Consider the following 19,763-nt stretch of genomic DNA (forward strand, 5'->3'; position numbering starts at 1 on the left):
AGCAAAAAAAAGTTAATTTTTGGTTAATTATTAGGCATAAAAAAACCTTATCAATTTCTTGATAAGGCTTTAATATTTGAGGGAAGTAATTTTTACTTTTTAATAAACTTTTTAGTAAATGAGCGTTGTTTATCGTTTATCTCAATGATATAGGTTCCTTTCTTTAAATTTTGGACATCAATAGCTTTATTAATAATTCCTTGCTTTACAATTTCACCTAAGATATTTGTAATTTTAAAGAAAGTAGTTCGGTTGTCCTTTAACTTGATATTTATAAAACTTGTAGAAGGGTTAGGATAAAGAGCAGCGTCAAATATAGGAAACTCATTTCCTAATTCGGTAGCTACTTGAGTAATAGGAGTAGGATTTGCTCTAGAGACACCTCCAATATTGACTGTATAATCTTCAACTTCTCCGTAAGAGAATGTTTCACAAGGAGTAGGAGCTCCATCCCATTTCATCGAAACTCTCATTCTTGTAAGTCCTTTTAAAGCAGTGGAAGGAACAGAAAAATTGTAGTATAAATTACCTGCGTTAGAAGAGGAACCACTCGCAACAAGCTCTGTACTTTCAAAAGAACCATTTTTATTAAAATCGATCCATACTCTCCAATATTCAGTATATGAAGATCCAGAAAATCCAGCGCTTACAACAATCGTATTGTTTCCGTATGAAATGCTACCTACTTTATTTGTAAAATCACCGTATCCTTCATCAGCCATTGTGCTATTAGATATACCGCCAATGGCAACATTATCAATATATTCATAACTAGAATTATTTCCTTTAGAATCACAATAAGAAATGTCATTAGCTTGAGTCGTAATATTAATAGAGTTGCTAAAAGGAGAAAGGTTGTTAGTAGCATCTTTTGCTCTTACAGATAAGGTATATGTTGTGCCTGCTGATAAGTTTGTAAGTGTATAATTAGGATTTACTACAGTAGCTGTTTTAGTATTATTGATATAAATTTCATAACCTATTACTGCTGTATCGTCGGTGGCTATTGACCAAGTTAAATCAGCAGAAGTTTGTGTAATATTTGAAGCAACTAAAGTGGTTGGAGCTGTTGGAGCTTGTGTGTCAATGGTAGGTATTACAACTTCAAAATCATGGCTCCCTAATTTACTAAAATCATCTTTAGGAAAAATACTCCATTCGGTAGGTGTGTATGTAGTATTAGGACTTATAATATTGGCGTTTCTTCGTAAAGTTTTGTCTTGTGCAAATGTAGCGCTACTAGTAGGGTTTCCTATTAAATCAATTAAAATATTTCCTTTGAATAAAGCAATAGCATCATTTCCATTAAAAGACAATACACTAGTATCTGTTTTTTGGGCTTTGTTCTTTAGAGAAGAACTAGCGTTAGCATGCACTATCACATATACATTTCCATTTTCTAATTCGCCATTAAGAGGCAATGTATTAGACCAGTTAGCTCCTCCGTTAGAAGCTTTTTTTAATGAATACAAACTTAAATCTACAGTATTTCCTGTAAAATTAGCAATTTCAAGAGCTTTATTATTAGAAGAACCTTCTACATATTCGGAAATTAACAAATCTGAAGTATTACTGCTATTGTGCTCATTAGAGTTACCAGAAGATGTTGTGATATTAACAGTATTACTGGAGTTCGAAATATTATTAGCTGCATCTCTTGCTTTTATATAAAAAGCATAAGTTGCAGAAGGGTTTAATCCTGTTACTTTATAACTTGTTGTTGTGATAGTTGTAATTTTGTTATTTCCATTATAGATATCGTAAACAACAACGGTTGAATTATCTGTAGAAGGATTCCAAGATAAGTCAACAGAGTTTTCAGTAACATTAGAAAAAGTTAAATTTGAAGGAGTACTTGGTTTTTCTGTATCAGTAATACTTCCGTTTTCGAATAAGTTTTCTGCTTGTGGTCCTCCCCAAATTTGAGTAGCGAAAGCAGGATTATCAATAAAAGGGTTTCTGTTTCCTTGAATTCCTTCGATGACTAAATTACGTTGTTTTTCAAAATTGCTAACAGGATCTTCAGCATTCCATTCTAATAATAGATTAACCATGTTACTATCAGTGGTGTTGATGGTTCCCACAGCAACTCCTGTAGGTAAGCATTGATTTCCGTAACGCAAGTAAATGTAAAGCATCATACGAGCAACATCTCCTTTCCATTCATCTCCAGGGTACCATCCTCCAGAAACATCACCTGCATTGCCGCTACCATTAACAAATTTTTTACTGCTTCTTTGTGAATTAAAAGAAATATCAGTAGCTCTTAAATGGTGTACATCTGAACCAGGTCCAGAAGTTCCAAGGTTAGGATTTCCTAATGATTTTGGATAGGTGTGCTCCCTATTCCATTGTGTGCCTGCATTTCCTCCATTAGCATCCTTACTTCTGGTTCTATCAGTTATGTAGTTTCCATCCGTGTCGCTATATCCATAAAGAAGTACCACCTTAGAGTTGTCTGTAAGATCTACATCAGCTTGTTTAAGTGCATCCCAAACTCCTGGAGTGTAAGATAAATTTGTATGGTGAGTAGCAATAATTTTAACAGCTAAGGCATTTTTCAAAGCAATGCCTGTTTGATTCAAGTTTACATCATTATAGTAAGTAGGAACTTGAGCAAATATTGATAGTGAAATTATCAATAGTATAAATGATAATATTTTTTTCATTTAATTGTGTTTGAATTTGGTGTTTTTGTTTATACGGTTGCAAATTAACAAAATATTAACATAGGTTAACTTTATTAAAATGTTAAGAATTAACAAGATATGAACCATAAAAATTAATGGGTTTATCAATAGAAAATCACTAAATTTGCGGCTTTAAATCTTGAAAGAAAAGAAATGAAAATATCATACAATTGGTTAAAGCAGTTTTTGCAAATAGATTGGGAACCTACTAAGACAGGAGAATTATTAACTGATTTAGGTTTAGAGGTAGAAGGAATTGAAACCAAAGAGAGTATAAAAGGAAGTTTAAAAGGTGTTGTTGTAGGAAAGGTTTTAACCTGTGTACAACATCCAAATGCAGATAGATTAAGAATTACTACAGTAGATTTAGGAACAGAAACTCCTGTACAAATTGTTTGTGGAGCTCCTAATGTTGCTGCAGGGCAAAAAGTACCTGTTGCTACGATTGGAACTGTATTGTATGATGAAAAAGGAGACTCTTTTAAAATTAAAAAAGGAAAAATTAGAGGAGAAGAGAGCCATGGAATGATTTGTGCAGAAGATGAGTTAGGTTTAGGGAAAGGACATGATGGTATATTAGTTCTTGATGAAAACTTGGCACCAGGAACTCCAGTAGCAGACGTTTTTAAAGTAGAAACTGATGTTGTTTTTGAAATAGGATTAACACCTAATAGAGCAGATGCAATGAGTCATTTTGGAGTGGCTCGTGATTTGCGCGCAGGTTTAATTCAAAAAGATATTAACTTGGAGTTGATTTCTCCTTCAGTATCAGATTTTCATGTAGATGAAAGAACCTTAAAGATTGATGTGGAAGTAGAAAATAAAGATCAAACTCCTCGTTATTGTGGAATCACAATTACGGATGTTGAAGTAAAAGATTCTCCTGAGTGGATTCAAAATAGGCTGAAGGCTATTGGAATTACTCCTAAGAACAACATTGTAGATATCACAAATTATGTATTGCACGAGCTAGGGCAACCGTTGCATGCTTTTGATGGACAAAAAATAAAAGGAAACAAGGTTGTAGTCAAAACTTTGCCAGAAGGAACTAAGTTTACTACCTTAGATGATGTAGAAAGAGAACTGTCTGCGGAAGATATTATGATATGTGACGGAGATGCTAATCCTTTATGTATTGCAGGAGTTTTTGGAGGTGCTAAATCAGGTGTAACAGAGCACACTTCTATCGTATTCTTAGAAGCAGCTTATTTTAATCCTGTTTCAGTCAGAAAGACAGCGAAAAGGCATGGTTTAAATACGGATGCTTCTTTTCGTTTCGAGAGAGGAATTGATATAACTCAGACGAAGTATGCTTTAAAAAGAGCTGCTTTATTGATAGAAAAATATGCAGGAGGTAAAATGTCTTCTGATATTATGGATTTTTACCCTGAAAAAATAGAAGACTTTCAAGTATTCTTATCATTTGAAAATGTATATAAGTTGATAGGGCAAAAAATTCCAAAAGAAACCATAAAAAATATTTTAGCTTCACTAGAAATCAAAATTAATAGTGCAACAGAAGGTGGTTTGGGCTTAACAATACCATCGTATCGAGTAGATGTGCAACGAGAGGCTGATATTATTGAAGAAATATTACGTGTATATGGTTATAATAACGTAGAGTTTTCTCATAAATTAAATACCTCTATTTCTTTTGATAATGATATTGAAACAAAAGTAGAGAATATTGTTGCTAATCAGTTGACTTCATTAGGCTTTAATGAAACAATGGCAAATTCTTTGACAAAAGCAGATTATATTGACTTATCAGGTTCATTGAATGCAGCGCATAACGTTGAAATGCTAAATCCATTGAGTAATGATTTAAAAGTAATGCGCCAGTCTTTGTTGTTTAGTGGATTGGAGTCTGTTGCGTACAATATTAATAGAAAACAAAATTCATTAAAGTTTTATGAATTTGGGAAAACCTATCATAAATATGATAAGGGATATCAAGAAGATAAACATTTAACTTTATTTGTAACAGGAAATAGAGTAAAGGATTCTTGGAAAATGGAAAACCAAACGTCTGATTTCTTTTATGTAAAAGGGATTATTACGAATGTATTGGAAAGAGTGGGGATCACTAAAATAAAAACAACGCCAACGAAATTAGATGTTTTTTCAGAAGGGATAGCATTGAGTTTAGGAAAGATCAAATTAGTAGAGATGGGGGTTGTAAAACGTAGTGTTTTGAAAGAGTTTGGAATTAAACAAGAAGTATTGTTTGCTGATTTTAATTGGGAAAACGTATTACAGTTCTCTGGAAAGAAAAATATTAAAGTGGCTGAATTACCTAAATACCCTGCTGTAAAACGAGATTTGGCTTTGTTGTTAGATTCTAAAACGGAATTTAAAGAAATATATAACTTGGCTTTCCAGTCTGAAAAAAAACTTTTAAAGGAAGTAGATTTATTTGATGTATATGAGGGAGATAAATTGCCTGAAGGTAAGAAATCTTATGCTGTTAGTTTTATAATACAAGATGAAAATAAAACTTTGGCAGATAAGCAAATAGATAAAATAATGCAGAAATTGCAGGCGACTTTTGAAAAGAATGTAGAAGCCGTTTTAAGATAATTTCAAAAGCTCCAATTAAATTGGGGCTTTTTTTATGAGTTTTTGTAAAATAATGATATAAATATAGAAAGTTCTACTATTAAAATTAATATTCGAGTTTCTTGAAATGGAAGCTTTTCATTGAAGATGGCTTGTAATAATAAACATAGATGAACGTAAATCAGATAAAATATATGTATAAACTAATAATCCGTCCATTATTCTTTCTTTTTGATCCTGAAAAAATTCACTATTTTACATTTTCTTTAGTAAAATTTATTTCAAAAATTCCATTAGTACCTTTACTTTTAAGAAATTTATATCGTATAAATGATAAAAGGTTAACAAAAGAACTATTTGGATTGACTTTTAAGAACCCAGTTGGTTTAGCTGCTGGATTTGATAAGAATGCATTGCTTTATAATGAGTTAGCTAATTTTGGTTTTGGTTTTGTAGAAATAGGAACGGTGACACCGAAAGGGCAAGAAGGAAATCCTAAAAAAAGATTATTCCGTTTAAAAGAAGATAACGGAATTATAAATAGGATGGGGTTTAATAATGAGGGATTAGAAGCAGTAATAAAGCAGTTAAAGAAGAATAAAGGTGCTATAATTATAGGAGGAAATATAGGAAAAAATACGAATACTTCTCCAGACCATTATACAGATGATTATTTAGCATGTTTTAAAGGGCTTTATCCGTATGTAGATTACTTTGTACTAAATGTAAGCTGCCCGAATGTAGGAAGTCATGCAAAGCTAGATGATGTATTGTATTTAAAAGAGCTAATAACTAAGGTTCAAGAAGTAGATAGAACGTTATCCCTATCTAAGGGAAGTAAATCAAAACCTATTTTATTAAAAATAGCTCCCGATTTAAATAATCATCAATTAGATGAAATTATTCAGTTGATTAAAGAAACTAAAATAGCAGGGGTAATAGCTTCTAATACGTCTGTAAGTAGAGCGCATTTAAAAACCTCAAAAGAACGTTTGTTAGAAATAGGGAATGGAGGGGTTAGTGGGCAACCTGTAAAGGATAAAAGCACTAAGGTAATTAAATATTTAGCGACAAAATCTAACAAAGCTTTCCCTATTATTGGAGTTGGAGGAATTCATTCTGAAAAAGATGCTTTAGAAAAAATAGAAGCGGGGGCAGATTTGGTACAAATATATACAGGGTTTATTTATGAAGGACCTCGTTTAATAAAGCGAATTAATAAAGCGATATTGAAAAAAGTATAATGGAATTAGATGTATTAATTTCATTTATAGTAGCCACAATAGTTTTGGCTTGTTCTCCAGGTCCTGATAATATGTTTGTTTTGACACAAAGTATCACTCATGGAAGTAAATATGGGTTAGCTACCGTGGTGGGTTTGATATTGGGGTGCTTGGTACATACTACTTTAGTTGCTTTTGGAGTATCAGCGATCATAAAAGAGCATGATAACTTATTTTTTGCAATTAAAACATTTGGAGCATTGTATTTGTTATACTTATCATATCAAGTTTTTAGAGCAGATACAGAGATTCATTTATCTAAAAGAAATACACAAAGTAAACCGCTGTTGCAATTGCTTAAACAAGGATTTACTATGAACGTATTAAATCCAAAAGTATCTATTTTCTTTTTAGCCTTTTTTCCAGGTTTCCTATTTAGCAAAGAAATGAATAATGTACTTCAATTTTATATTTTGGGAGCCATATTCATGTCTGTTTCATTGATTATTTTTTCAATAATTGCGTTTTTAGCAGGAGTAATTTCAGAGAAAATAAAAAACAATAAACAGGTTGGAATTTATTTAAAATGGATGCAAATAGTTGCTTTTATGACCATTGCTATATTTATTTTAATCTAGAATTTGATTGGCATAACAATTGATTTTATAGGTATAGAATATGAAACAGTATTTTTTAGATGTTTGATATTCAAGGTTTTTAGTAAAAGAAATAATAAAGGTATTCATTTAAAGTTTAAATAATGATGCCATATTGACAGCATATATACTCATGAGTAAATCAAAAATTACACGATTAGACAATTTGTCGCTAGAAGAAATGTTTAATGAAAATTCAGAATTAATCCCCTTAATGACTCCGGAAGATGAAGAGATTATAAATAAAGAGAGCATTCCTGATATTCTTCCTATTCTTCCTCTAAGGAATACAGTACTATTTCCTGGCGTAGTAATTCCAATTACAGCAGGAAGAGATAAATCGATACAATTAATAAAAGATGCAAATGCAGGAGATAAGGTAATAGGAGTCGTTGCTCAAAAAAATGAAGAAATAGAAGAACCCACAGGAGAAGACATACACCAAACAGGAGTGGTTGCTCAGATATTGAGAGTTTTAAAAATGCCTGATGGAAATACCACGGTAATTATTCAAGGAAAGAAACGTTTTGAAATAGAAAATATTCTGCAAGAGAAACCTTATTTAAAAGCAAATGTAAAGGAAGCTAAAGAAGAAAAAGAAGTAGAAGATGAAAAAGAGTTTAGTGCAATTATAGAATCTATTAAAGAAAGGGCATTGCAGGTAATTAAAGAAAACCCAATGTTACCTTCCGAGGCTTCTTTTGCGATTAAAAATATTCAATCTGATTCATTTTTGGTGAACTTTATTTCTTCAAATATGGATTTAACAGTAACTCAAAAACAGGTTGTTCTAGAAAAAGATAGTTTAAAAGAAAGAGCTTTACTAACGTTAAAAAACTTAAATAAAGAGCTGCAAAAGTTGCAATTACGTAATGACATTCAGTCAAAAACACGTTCGGATTTAGATCAGCAACAAAGAGAATATTACCTGAACCAGCAATTAAAAACAATTCAGGAAGAATTAGGAGGTGTTTCTAACGATCAGGAGATTGAAGAAATGAGAACTAAAGGAAAGGCTAAGAAGTGGAATAAAGAAATTGCTGAAACATTTGAAAAAGAAATCAATCGAATAAAGCGAATGAACCCACAAATGGCAGAATATGGAGTTCAACGAAATTATTTAGAGTTGATGTTAGAATTGCCTTGGGGTGAGTATTCAAAAGATAAGTTTGATTTGAAGAAAGCGCAAAAAATTCTTGATAGAGATCATTTTGGTTTAGAAAAAGTCAAAGAACGCATTATAGAGCATTTGGCAGTTTTAAAACTTAGAGGAGATATGAAGTCTCCGATCATTTGCTTGTATGGTCCTCCTGGGGTTGGAAAAACATCTTTAGGAAAGTCTGTTGCAGAAGCGCTAGGTAGAAAATATGTTCGTATGTCTTTGGGAGGTTTAAGAGATGAGGCGGAAATAAGAGGGCATAGAAAAACATATATAGGAGCCATGCCAGGACGTTTGATTCAGAATTTAAAAAAGGCAGGTACTTCAAATCCTGTTTTTGTATTAGATGAAATAGATAAATTAGGGCAAAGTCATCAGGGAGATCCTTCTTCAGCAATGCTAGAAGTATTAGATCCTGAGCAAAATACTGAATTTTATGACAATTATCTAGAAGTTGGTTATGATTTGTCCAAAGTCTTGTTTATTGCTACAGCTAATAATTTAGGGCAAATACCGTGGGCTTTAAGAGATCGTATGGAACTTATTAATGTTACAGGGTACACGATTGAGGAAAAAACAGAAATAGCTAAGAAATATCTATTACCTAAGCAACTAAAGGAACATGGGCTTTCAGAAGAACATCTAAAATTAGGGAAATCTCAAATAGAAAAAATTGTTGAAGGATATACAAGGGAATCAGGGGTAAGAGGACTGGAGAAACAGGTGGCAAAAGTAGTGCGTTATGCAGCTAAATCTATAGCTTTAGAAGAAGCGTATAATGTAGCTTTGACAGAGGAAGATATTGAAACCATTTTAGGACCCGCTCGCTTGGAAAGAGATAAGTATGAAAACAATGATGTAGCAGGTGTTGTTACTGGTTTGGCTTGGACAAGCGTTGGAGGAGATATTTTATTCATAGAGTCTATTTTATCAAAAGGAAAGGGGAATCTTTCAATTACAGGGAATTTAGGAAAAGTGATGAAAGAGTCTGCAACAATTGCTATGGAGTATATTAAAGCCAATAGAGAAGATTTTGGAATAGATTCTGATATTTTAGAAAAATATAATGTCCACATTCACGTACCAGAAGGAGCAACGCCTAAAGACGGGCCTAGTGCAGGAATTACTATGTTAACCTCTTTAGTATCCGTTTTTACACAGCGAAAGGTAAAGAACAAATTAGCTATGACTGGAGAAATAACACTTCGAGGAAAGGTGTTACCAGTAGGGGGTATTAAAGAAAAAATCTTAGCGGCAAAACGAGCTAACATCAAAGAAATTATTTTATGTAAAGAAAACAAAAAGGATGTGGCTGAAATAAAAGACAGTTATTTAAAAGGATTGAAATTTCACTATGTAACTGAAATGAGTGAAGTTATTGAAATAGCATTGACAAAGCAAAAGGTTAAAAATGCGAAGAAGTTAAGTTAAGTAGAATAATAAACTAAGACAGAAATCTCCTCAAAAGTATATATTATATATTGAGGAGATTTTTTATATAGGAAGTTTCAAATGGTATTGCATAAAATTTTTAATAGAGATTTCTAATATCAAAAATATCACCATTCTTCAGAAGACTCTCCGTATCTATTTTATAAATAGCAGCTGCAACAAAGTCAGGAGTGTATAACTCATTATTTTCCTTTAAATTTACAAATCGTTGTAAGTTTTTAAAATTACTTTTGGGAGTGTTTCTGATTTGCTGTTGCATAGAAGTATCTACAACACCTGGATAAATTCCCATGACTTTAACAGTGTTTTTTAAAAGATTTTGCTCCGCCGCTATTGTTTTGGTCATCATGTCCATTGCAGCTTTAGAGGAGCAATAAACACTCCAACCTTCATAAGCTTTAATAGCTGCTCCAGAAGAAATATTTATAATTTGTTTCTTGCAATTTAAGTATAAAGTATGTTTTATAAATAAACTAGAAAGAATAAGAGGTACGGTAGTGTTTACTAAGATTGTTTTAGAAATATCTTCAACTTTTAGCTTTTCTAACGGAGCTATTTCTCCTAATCTACCAGCATTGTTGATTAAAGTAATGGATGATACCTCTATTTTCTCAAGTTCTTTAAATACCAAAAAGAAAGCTTCTTGAATTGCTGTCAGATCAGATAAATCTACAGAAAATTCGTTTATTTTGTCAGTTTTAGCAACACTTCTAGCTAAAGAGAATACGTTGTAGTTTTTTGAAGCGTATTTGGCAGCTAAAGCTTTTCCTATTCCCTTACTACCTCCTGTAATAATTAAGATATCCATGTAGTAAATATACAGAAACCCTAAGAGGTACGCACTGAAGGAGTATTATTTATTTAAATATTTTTTTAGATTCATTCCAATAAATGTCCATTTCAGCAAGTGTCATGTCTGTTAGTGTTTTACCTGCTTTCTTAGCTGCTTCTTCTAGGAATTGAAAACGATTGATGAACTTTTTATTGGTTTTTTCCAAAGCATTTTCAGGATTCACTCCTATAAAACGAGCATAATTTATCATTGAAAACAAAACATCTCCAAATTCGGCATTAATTTTATCTTGATCGCCTATTGCTATTTCAGAGTTTAGTTCTACTAATTCTTCTTGAACTTTTTCCCAAACCTGGTGAGGTTCTTCCCAGTCAAATCCTACACCAGCTACTTTATCTTGGATTCTACTCGCTTTTACCAAAGCAGGTAAACTTCTAGGTACTCCTTCCAATACCGATTTTTTTCCTTCTTTTAGTTTTAACTTTTCCCAATTTTGTTTGACATCTTGTTCATTTTCTACTTTAACATCGCCATAAATATGAGGATGCCTATCTATCAATTTATCAGCAATAGAATTTGCTACATCTGCTATATCAAAAGCTTTTTTTTCACTTCCTATTTTAGCATAAAAGACGATGTGCAAAAGCACATCGCCTAATTCTTTTTTTACTTCATCTAAATTCTGATCTAAAATAGCATCTCCCAACTCGTAAGTTTCCTCAATAGTTAAGTGGCGTAAACTTTCTAAAGTTTGCTTTTTATCCCAAGGACATTTCTCTCGAAGCTCATCCATGATATCCAATAATCTATTAAAGGCTTTTAACTGTTCTTTGCGAGCATTCATTGTGTCAAATTTGGAGTTACTACTTTATGCTAGCTAAAATCAATATTGTTTTAGCTACTGAATCTTGCTGTTTAGCTAGCTGATTCTTCTTCTTCTTTTGTTTCTTCAATAGCTAATTTTGAAAAATCAAATTCAGCATTCGCTAAAAGGTTGTACCACTGAATTACCTTTTTTATATTAGAAACATATACACGATCCGTATCATAATCTGGTAATATCTCTTCAAAATAGGCTTCTAATTTCTTTCCGTTTTCTTTATGAGACATAGTAGCTTTGTTATCTTCTTTATTAGCTATTGTTTTAAAAATAGTAGCTAAAGGTACTTCTGTTTCATAGGTATAAATAGCAATATTTTCTAATAGGCTAACATTATGAGTAGCCGTAATAGGCAAACGCTTTCCGTCAGTTAGCGACTTTACGATAACGCTATTTTTAGTTTGTGATAAAATTTCAAATAAACCAGGTTTACCGGTTACAGCTATGATTTTACTAAATTCCATATAATAAATATTTTAATGTCAATTATTGACTATCTTTTTTTTGCATTGGGAAAACGCATTCTATAGTCTGCGTTTACTTTTCCTTTAGATATATTTTCTAGCTTTTTTTTGATTAATCTTTTCTTGAGAGAAGACAATTTATCTGTAAAAAGAACGCCTTCTATATGATCATATTCATGTTGAAATACACGAGCAGCTAAACCGCTTAATGTTTCTGTATGTTTTTTAAAATTCTCATCTTCATACTCAATAGTAATTGTTTCTTTTCTAAAAACATCTTCACGAACATTAGGAATACTTAAACAACCTTCATTAAAAGCCCATTCTTCTCCTTGTTCTTCTACAATTTGAGCATTGATAAAAACTTTATTGAAGTTTTTAAGCGCTTCTCTGTCACTTTCTTTTAAATCTTCATCGTCAGCAAAAGGAGAAGCATCAATAACAAATAGTCGGATTGATTTTCCTATTTGGGGAGCAGCTAAACCAACACCAGAAGCATTATACATCGTTTCTTTCATGTTAGAAATTAACTTTTCTAGATCAGGATAATTTTCATCTATTTTTGCTCCTACTTTACGTAAAACAGGATCTCCGTAAGCAACAATTGGTAATATCATTTAGTATTGAATTAAAAATGTGGGCAAAAGTACAAAGAATGCTTTTGTTAAAAAATTATTTGCTATACAAATATGATTGAAGTATAATCGTAGCACTAATTTCGTCTATCAAAGCTTTATTTCGACGTTGTTTTTTACTTAAACCACTATCTATCATTGTTTGGAAGGCCATTTTAGAAGTAAATCGCTCATCAACTCTTTTAATAGGAACATTAGGAAACTCTTTTGATAGTTGTTCAATAAAGGGAAGAATGAGTACTTCACTTTCACTATCGGTATTATCCATCTGTTTGGGTTTTCCTATTAAAAATAGTTCAACAGTTTCTTTTTGTACATATCCTTTTAAGAAAGAAATCAATTCATTGGTATTTACAGTAGTTAAGCCAGAGGCAATAATTTGTAAATCATCAGTAATAGCTATTCCTGTTCTTTTTTTTCCAAAATCTATGGCTAAAATTCGCCCCATTTAAATATTATTTTCTACAAAAATAGGAGTTAAATTGAAAGAAAGCTAATAAATTATAGGAGAATCAACAATCTTTGAAAAGGAGAGAGTAGTAATTTAAACAAGTTAGAAATATCTGTTTAAAAAATGTATCTTCGCGGTATATATTTACTGTTAAATTTATATTTGCAGAAATTAAAACTTACAATGACTGAATTAAGGATAATTATAGAAAAAGCTTGGGAAAACCGAGAATTATTAAAAGAAGAGAGTACGATCAATGCCATTAGAAAGGTAGTTGATTTACTAGATTTAGGAGAATTAAGAGTAGCAGAGCCAACGGCAAATGGTTGGCAGGTGAATGAGTGGGTAAAGAAAGCTGTAGTGCTCTATTTTCCTATTCAAAAAATGAAAACATTAGAAGCAGGTATTTTTGAATACCATGATAAAATTCCTCTTAAAAGAAATTATGAAGAAAAAGGGATTCGTGTAGTACCTAATGCGGTAGCTCGTCATGGAGCTTATATTTCAGAAGGCACAATTTTAATGCCTAGCTATGTAAATATAGGAGCTTATGTTGATGAAGGAACCATGGTAGATACTTGGGCTACAGTTGGTTCTTGTGCTCAAATAGGTAAAAATGTACACTTATCAGGAGGTGTTGGTATTGGAGGAGTTTTAGAACCTTTACAAGCGGCGCCTGTGATTATAGAAGATGGTGCTTTTATTGGATCTCGTTGTATTGTGGTAGAAGGAGTTAGAGTAGAAAAAGAAGCCGTATTGGGAGCCAATGTAGTATTAACGATGAGTACTAAAATCATAGATGTAACTGGAGATGAACCCGTAGAAATGAAAGGAAGAATACCAGCAAGATCGGTAGTAATTCCAGGAAGCTATACTAAAAAGTTTCCAGCAGGAGAATATCAGGTGCCTTGTGCTTTAATTATAGGTAAGCGTAAAGAGAGTACTAATAAGAAAACCTCATTAAATGATGCACTTCGTGAATATGACGTAGCTGTTTAAAAAACAATTTTATATATCTTGAAAAATAAGCAGCATTGAAAAAAATAACTATAATAATTCCAACTTTAAACGAAGAATCCAACATTCAAAGAGCGTTGGATTCTGTTGCTTTTGCTGATGAAATTATAGTAATAGATTCTTTTAGTTCTGATAGAACGGTTGAAATTGTAAAAAACTCTAAAGCCGTTTTACTACAAAGAAAATTTGACGATTTTTCATCTCAAAAAAATTACGCAATAGCTAAGGCTTCTAATGAATGGATTTTACTTTTAGATGCAGACGAAGAAGTAACTCAACAGTTACAAGATGAAATTTTAAAAACGCTGGAGCAAGTAAAAGACGAGGTTGGGTATTACATTTATAGGAAACTCTTTTTTAGAAAAAAGAACATTAGGTTTAGTGGTTTTCAAAGAAGTAAAGTTATTCGTTTGTTTAGAAAAGATACATGTACTTATAAAGGAAAAGTCCATGAAACTATCGTTACTGACGGTATAATAGGTCAGCTTACCCATAGGTTAAATCATTATTCTTATAAAAGTTATACCCAATACAGAGCTAAGTTAGACCATTATGCAAAGCTGCAAGCAGAAGAGCTTTTTGCTAAAGGAAGCCACCTTACTTTTTTCCACTTATTATTTAAGCCTATAGTTAGATTTTTACTTCAGTATATTTTTAAATTAGGTTTTTTAGATGGCATTTCGGGGTTCGTGATTTCATACTTGCACGGCTATGGTGTTTTTATGCGTTATTTAGAGCTACTTAAGTTGAAATATGCTAGTAATATTTTAAAAGAAGACGCTTATGCTAGCATTAAAAGAATATACAATGAGAAAGAAAAGCAAGAGGTAGATGTTTCTATCATTATCGTAAATTATAAAAGTTGGAAGCATTTAAGAAATTGTTTACCGCCTTTAGAGCAGATAAATACAGCCGACTTTTCTTTAGAAGTAATTGTAGTTGATAACTACTCTGATGACGGTAAGTTAGCTGTTTTTTCTAAAGAGTTTACGAGAACAAAATTTATAGAGAACTCAGGAAATAATGGATTTGCGAATGGATGTAATGTTGGTGCTAAAAATAGTAATGGGAAATATTTATTATTTTTAAATCCAGATGCTATTGCTTCTAAAGAAGCGATCTCAAAAATGCTAATAACTTCCAAAAAGCATCCTAATTACGGGATTGTTTCTTGCTCTCAAGTAAATAGCCAAGGAAAGCCAGAAGATGCTATTCGTATTTTTCCAAACCTTTTTACCTTGTTTGGGGTATCAAGAGCAGTGTATAGAAGAATAAGTAAAGGATATAAACATATTGTAAATTCTAAAGAGTCTATTATATTTCCAAATTGGGTATCAGGCTCTACTATTTTTATCAGCAGGGATTGGTTGGATAGAATAGGAGGGTGGAATGAAGATTATTGGATGTATTATGAGGATGTAGATTTAAGTAAAAAGGTTACTGATTTGAAAGGAAAAGTAGCTTTACTAAAAAATGCCCAAATAATTCATAACCACGGAGGAGCTTCTAGAATTAATGTGAAAACAGCTGCGCTAACTAAATCAGAAGTATTAATCTCAAAGCATATTTATGTAAACACGCATTTTTCGGGATTGACAAAGTATATTAGCCAGTTTTTACTTGTTACAGAAAACTTAGTAGGTAAATTAGTATTAGGAGGGCTTGGTTTTATACTCTTCTTTATACCTAAGCTAAGCGTGCAATGGTTTATATTAGTGAATATGGTTAGCTATTATCTATTAGCTATTCAAAAAAGAACTTGGTTAAGTAAAAGATCTATTAATTTTAAAAAATAAACTTTAATGAAATCTATTTTCTTTATATGCAAACCTTTAGAAATGTTAGGGGCTATAGAAGCTAGAGAACAACTTAAATTATCTGCCCCCATCTTGATTATAAAATCAGATAAAAAGGATGATAAAACAATTGATTTTTTAATAAAGAAATCAGGTAACTGGGGGGAAATTATAAAAACTAAAAAGAAATCTTCTTACGGAATTTCGTGGTTAAAATTAACCCAAAGGCTCAAAAAAGAAAATTATGAATATTTATTTACAAGAGCTTTCCCAATAGCTTCTTATTTTGTGAATAATTTAAATTATAATAAATTGTATTTATTAGATGATGGAAATGCAACGATAAATATAGCTAAAGAATTTAGAGATAAGAAAAGCTTAACGAAGCGATTTTCATTATTTAAAGGGAAAAATAAAAAAGGAATAAAATATGATTTCGTAGAAAAGGTATATAATTTATATAACATAAAAACAGAAGGAATAGTAGATAAAGTTGGTTTTTATACTTATTATGAGCTTCCAAAATTTCCAAACCAGATTGTTTTAAAAAATGAGTTTAAATGGTTGAAAACGTTAAAAAAGAGTTCTACTCCTCAGTCTTCTAATGATATATATATCATAGGAACTGATATTGCTGAAGCAAATGTATTAGGGCAGGGAAATTATTTAATAACGTTGAGAAAAATAGCAGATAAGTATCCAAACAAAAAGCTTATATACATACCACATGGAAGGGAACAAGAAAATAGGATAGAGGAAATAAGAAAGCATATCAATTGCGAAATAAGATATAATGAATTTAATGTAGAGTTAGATTTTATATTTCGAAATGAGTATCCAACACATATTGTGGGCACTATTACTACAGCGTTGATAACATTAAAATTAATTTACCAAGAAGATATACGCATTGATTTCTATAACTTTGACGATTCTAGAATAATAGAAGATAAGAGAGATGATGTCAATGAAATTTACAAATACCAAAAGAAATACATTAATTTCATAGAGTTAGTTTATTAAGTATAATTATGGACATAGAAATTCAAAAAGCATTAGAAATTTTAAAAGAAGGAAAAACAATTTTGTACCCTACAGACACAGTGTGGGGGCTAGGTTGCGATGCTACAAATGTTAAAGCTGTTCAAAAAATATATGAAGTTAAAAATAGGGAAGCGTCTAAAAGCTTAATAATTTTAGTAAATTCGATTGAAATGTTAAAAAACTATGTAGAAAGTATTCCCCAAGAAGTAATTGCTCTTTTGAAAAAAATAAATAGTCCAACTACCATTATATATAATGCTCCTAAAAACTTAGCTAATAATGCTATAGCTAAAGATGATACTGTTGCTATTAGATTAATTCAAGATAAATTTTGTGTAAATTTAATCGAGGAATTTGGGAAGCCAATAGTATCTACCTCAGCAAATATCAGTGGAGAGCAAACACCTGCTTCCTTTAATTTAATTTCAGAAGAAGTAAAAAATAGAGTAGATTACATCGTAAGGTTAAAAGAGGATACTTCAAATACAAAACCATCTACCATTTTAAAAATTATGGAAGATGGTTCTATAAAAACATTAAGAGAATAGTAAACTACTCAAAATATTCTTCTTTTAAGGCTGTTCCCTTTTCAAAATTATTCTTGAATTTTTTACCAAGAATAGCATTGTAATGCTTTGGATGCAATCCGAAACCTGGTCTAACCGAACGAATATTTTCTTCCGTAAGAAAATCCCCTTTAGCTACATCACTAGTAATATACAAGGAGCGAGAAAAATCTCTTCCACTTTTCATTTTATTAGTTAAAGTATAGTTTATTTCTCCACTAGCTTTTTCCGCAGATCTAACAGCATCTACCATTTGTGTAAATTCGGTTTCGTCTAACGAAAAAGAAGCATCAGGCCCCCCAATGTCTTTATTTAAAATAAAATGCTTTTCAATAACAGTTGCTCCTAAGGTTACAGCAACTACGGGAGTAACAATTCCCATTGTGTGATCAGAAAGGCCAGACTTCACGTTAAATCGGTCTCTTAGATCTTTAATCATTAATAAGTTAGCTTCTTCAATAGGAGCGGGATATGATGATGTACACTTTAATAGCGTAATATCATTATTACCAACATTTCTACAAGCTGAAACAGCTAATTCAATATCTTCATCAGTAGCTATTCCTGTAGATATAATAATAGGTTTCATTGTTTTAGCAGCATATTCTATTAAAGGAATATCTGTAATTTCAAAGGAAGCTATTTTATAAATAGGATTATTTAAAGACTCTAATAAATCTACAGCTGTTTTGTCAAAAGGAGAAGAAAAAACAATTAAGCCTTCTTCTCTTGCTGCTTTATATAAATCTTCAAACCATTCCCAAGGCGTATAAGCTTGTTGGTATAAATCATGCAAAAACATACCATCCCAAATAGTACCTTGTTTTAGTTTAAAATCGTCTTTTTTAGAATTTAAGGTAATCGTATCTGCGGTATATGTTTGAAATTTAATAGCGTCAGCACCTGCTCTTTTGGCTGCTTTAATGGTTTCTATAGCAACTTCTTTATTTCCATTATGATTAGCTGATAATTCAGCAATTATAAAACATCTATCTGATGGGATCATTTTTTTCTAATTTATATATAAAACTATCTATCTTATTAAATTGTTCTTCTTTTATTTCATACCGAGCCATTCCTGCTGGTGAAGAATTGCTGTTTATATATTTAAAGATTTTATAAATTGAATATTAATGTTTTATATCACCTCTCACAAATCGGACATTTCTTACTATTCATTATTTTAATAGGTAAGGTACAGCCATAAACAACAATTGCAACATATTAATTTTGTTTATACCATTTTCTATATTTGGCTTCTTCTATATAAGTTTCGCTAAAGTATTTTGGATTAAAACAACCTACTAGAATTCTATCTTCATTCTTTCCTTCATTAATATAATGTCCTTTCAAAACGCCTTCAACAATCCATCCAGCCCTAGTATATGCTTTTATGGAAGGAATATTACTAGCATACATACCTCCAAAAAGTTTTCTTATATCTAGGATCTCAAAAGCAAGTTTTACGCCTAATTCAATAGCTTCAGTGCCGATACCTTTTCCAAAATCTCCTCTTTCTCCTATTAAAGCTACTAAATCAGATGTTTTATGAGCACTATTAATCGGACCTATTTTTATTGTTCCAATAATACTATTACTATCACTATGTACTATAAAATAAGTAAAATTATTTTTTTGTTCTTTACCTTTCTTTATACTATCAATAAGTATATCTTTTGTAATTGCTTTTTTTGAATTAGTATAATACTTCATTAGATCAGTATTACTAAACCAAGACATTATTTTTTCGTTAAGTAGATTTTCATCAAACTCTATTAAGTGTAAACGATTAGATGATATTTTCATGATTTATTTTTGAATGAATAATTACATTTTTAAACTCATTATTATGCAGGCAATGCTCTTTTAAAACAGCTTCTTCTAAATAGTTACTTTCTTCTAGAACCTTGTAAAGGTGAGGTCTTAAATCAAAAGCATAAGTAACAAGTTTATGGAGCTTAAGCTCTTTGAAAGCTACTTCTTCTATAAGAGATAAATAGGTTTTCCAGTGAAAATCAAAATATTTTTTTTCTAGTAAAGTATCCATTATAAAGGATATTTCGGCATTTTTATCAATCCAATTTATATGGACTAGTCCACCATAGCCAATACATTTATTATCTTTTAAATATGAAAATAAAATTTGATTTGGCTTTTCTTCTTTAAATAATTTAGAAACTACATTCTTAAAGTACTCTTTTTGATCTTCTTCTGTAAGAATTTTGGCTTGACGCAAATGATAAATTTGTTCATTTCTCCATTTCATTATATCTAATTTATCTTTGAAGCGAATCGGAACTATTGCGTAACTACCTTCTGAGAAAGATTGCTTTTTTAATACTTTGTAAGTGGGATTATTGTTTTCCAAAACGTTAGTA

At 31.2% G+C, this 19,763-nt stretch carries 17 protein-coding genes; 8 read left to right on the forward strand and 9 right to left on the reverse strand.

The features are described from left to right. Window positions 1-92 precede the first annotated feature (92 nt). Window positions 93-2,669: an endonuclease gene (locus MARIT_RS07370; protein ID WP_100211172.1), complete on the reverse strand. Its 2,577-nt coding sequence runs from the start codon at window positions 2,667-2,669 to the stop codon at window positions 93-95. A 174-nt stretch (window positions 2,670-2,843) separates the two neighbouring features. Here MARIT_RS07370 and pheT point away from each other — a divergent pair, with 174 nt between their 5' ends. The 4 genes from pheT (at window position 2,844) to lon (ending at window position 9,718) form a co-directional block, all read left to right on the forward strand. Then, window positions 2,844-5,270, forward strand: coding sequence for a phenylalanine--tRNA ligase subunit beta (gene pheT / locus MARIT_RS07375; protein ID WP_100211173.1), 2,427 nt, complete (start codon window positions 2,844-2,846; stop codon window positions 5,268-5,270). 173 nt (window positions 5,271-5,443) lie between these two features. After that, window positions 5,444-6,493: a quinone-dependent dihydroorotate dehydrogenase gene (locus tag MARIT_RS07380; protein ID WP_100212015.1), complete on the forward strand. Its 1,050-nt coding sequence runs from the start codon at window positions 5,444-5,446 to the stop codon at window positions 6,491-6,493. Continuing rightward, window positions 6,493-7,110 (forward strand): LysE family translocator, encoded by a 618-nt coding sequence (locus MARIT_RS07385; RefSeq protein ID WP_100211174.1) that lies wholly within the window; start codon window positions 6,493-6,495, stop codon window positions 7,108-7,110. The genes MARIT_RS07380 and MARIT_RS07385 overlap by 1 nt, the downstream gene beginning before the upstream one ends. A gap of 151 nt (window positions 7,111-7,261) precedes the next feature. Continuing rightward, entirely contained in the window at window positions 7,262-9,718 is a 2,457-nt protein-coding gene (gene lon / locus MARIT_RS07390) for an endopeptidase La (RefSeq protein WP_024740793.1), read from the forward strand. A 100-nt stretch (window positions 9,719-9,818) separates the two neighbouring features. On the opposite strand, the gene MARIT_RS07395 is transcribed toward lon, so the two are convergent. From MARIT_RS07395 to ruvX, 5 genes are all read right to left on the reverse strand, one after another. Beyond that, window positions 9,819-10,547, reverse strand: coding sequence for an SDR family NAD(P)-dependent oxidoreductase (locus MARIT_RS07395; protein WP_024740792.1), 729 nt, complete (start codon window positions 10,545-10,547; stop codon window positions 9,819-9,821). A gap of 49 nt (window positions 10,548-10,596) precedes the next feature. Further along, window positions 10,597-11,376: a nucleoside triphosphate pyrophosphohydrolase gene (gene mazG, locus MARIT_RS07400; RefSeq protein ID WP_100211175.1), complete on the reverse strand. Its 780-nt coding sequence runs from the start codon at window positions 11,374-11,376 to the stop codon at window positions 10,597-10,599. 71 nt (window positions 11,377-11,447) lie between these two features. Next, window positions 11,448-11,876 (reverse strand): DUF5606 family protein, encoded by a 429-nt coding sequence (locus tag MARIT_RS07405; protein ID WP_100211176.1) that lies wholly within the window; start codon window positions 11,874-11,876, stop codon window positions 11,448-11,450. 29 nt (window positions 11,877-11,905) lie between these two features. Next, window positions 11,906-12,493, reverse strand: a complete 588-nt coding sequence (def, locus tag MARIT_RS07410) for a peptide deformylase (RefSeq protein WP_024740789.1) — start codon at window positions 12,491-12,493, stop codon at window positions 11,906-11,908. A gap of 55 nt (window positions 12,494-12,548) precedes the next feature. Further along, on the reverse strand, window positions 12,549-12,959 hold the full coding sequence (gene ruvX, locus MARIT_RS07415; RefSeq protein WP_024740788.1) for a Holliday junction resolvase RuvX: 411 nt from the start codon (window positions 12,957-12,959) through the stop codon (window positions 12,549-12,551). A gap of 186 nt (window positions 12,960-13,145) precedes the next feature. On the opposite strand from ruvX, the gene MARIT_RS07420 reads away from it, so the two are divergent. From MARIT_RS07420 to MARIT_RS07435, 4 genes are read left to right on the forward strand one after another with little or no spacing between them, the layout of a single operon-like run. Beyond that, window positions 13,146-13,961, forward strand: coding sequence for a 2,3,4,5-tetrahydropyridine-2,6-dicarboxylate N-succinyltransferase (locus MARIT_RS07420; RefSeq protein WP_100211177.1), 816 nt, complete (start codon window positions 13,146-13,148; stop codon window positions 13,959-13,961). Between the two features lie 35 nt (window positions 13,962-13,996). Continuing rightward, complete coding sequence (locus MARIT_RS15475) at window positions 13,997-15,775, forward strand: glycosyltransferase (protein WP_157926225.1); 1,779 nt, start codon at window positions 13,997-13,999, stop codon at window positions 15,773-15,775. A 6-nt stretch (window positions 15,776-15,781) separates the two neighbouring features. After that, complete coding sequence (locus tag MARIT_RS07430) at window positions 15,782-16,798, forward strand: hypothetical protein (RefSeq protein WP_157926226.1); 1,017 nt, start codon at window positions 15,782-15,784, stop codon at window positions 16,796-16,798. 8 nt (window positions 16,799-16,806) lie between these two features. Next, a complete protein-coding gene (locus MARIT_RS07435; RefSeq protein WP_024740784.1) occupies window positions 16,807-17,367 on the forward strand; it encodes an L-threonylcarbamoyladenylate synthase in 561 nt (186 codons plus the stop codon). Between the two features lie 4 nt (window positions 17,368-17,371). Here MARIT_RS07435 and pseI read toward each other — a convergent pair whose 3' ends face one another. The 3 genes from pseI to MARIT_RS07450 form a co-directional block, all read right to left on the reverse strand. Beyond that, window positions 17,372-18,391 carry a pseudaminic acid synthase gene (pseI, locus tag MARIT_RS07440; RefSeq protein ID WP_024740783.1) on the reverse strand — a complete coding sequence of 340 codons (1,020 nt, stop codon included), beginning with the start codon at window positions 18,389-18,391 and terminating at the stop codon, window positions 17,372-17,374. A gap of 218 nt (window positions 18,392-18,609) precedes the next feature. Further along, the gene (locus MARIT_RS07445) at window positions 18,610-19,191 is read right to left on the reverse strand and encodes a GNAT family N-acetyltransferase (RefSeq protein ID WP_024740782.1); all 582 of its coding nucleotides are present in this window, start codon (window positions 19,189-19,191) and stop codon (window positions 18,610-18,612) included. Further along, window positions 19,175-19,753: a GNAT family N-acetyltransferase gene (locus MARIT_RS07450; RefSeq protein ID WP_231975207.1), complete on the reverse strand. Its 579-nt coding sequence runs from the start codon at window positions 19,751-19,753 to the stop codon at window positions 19,175-19,177. Before MARIT_RS07450 ends, MARIT_RS07445 begins: the two co-directional genes overlap by 17 nt. Window positions 19,754-19,763: the final 10 nt, after the last annotated feature.

This window comes from Tenacibaculum maritimum NCIMB 2154 (assembly GCF_900119795.1).
GTDB classification, from domain to species: Bacteria; Bacteroidota; Bacteroidia; order Flavobacteriales; family Flavobacteriaceae; genus Polaribacter; species Polaribacter maritimus.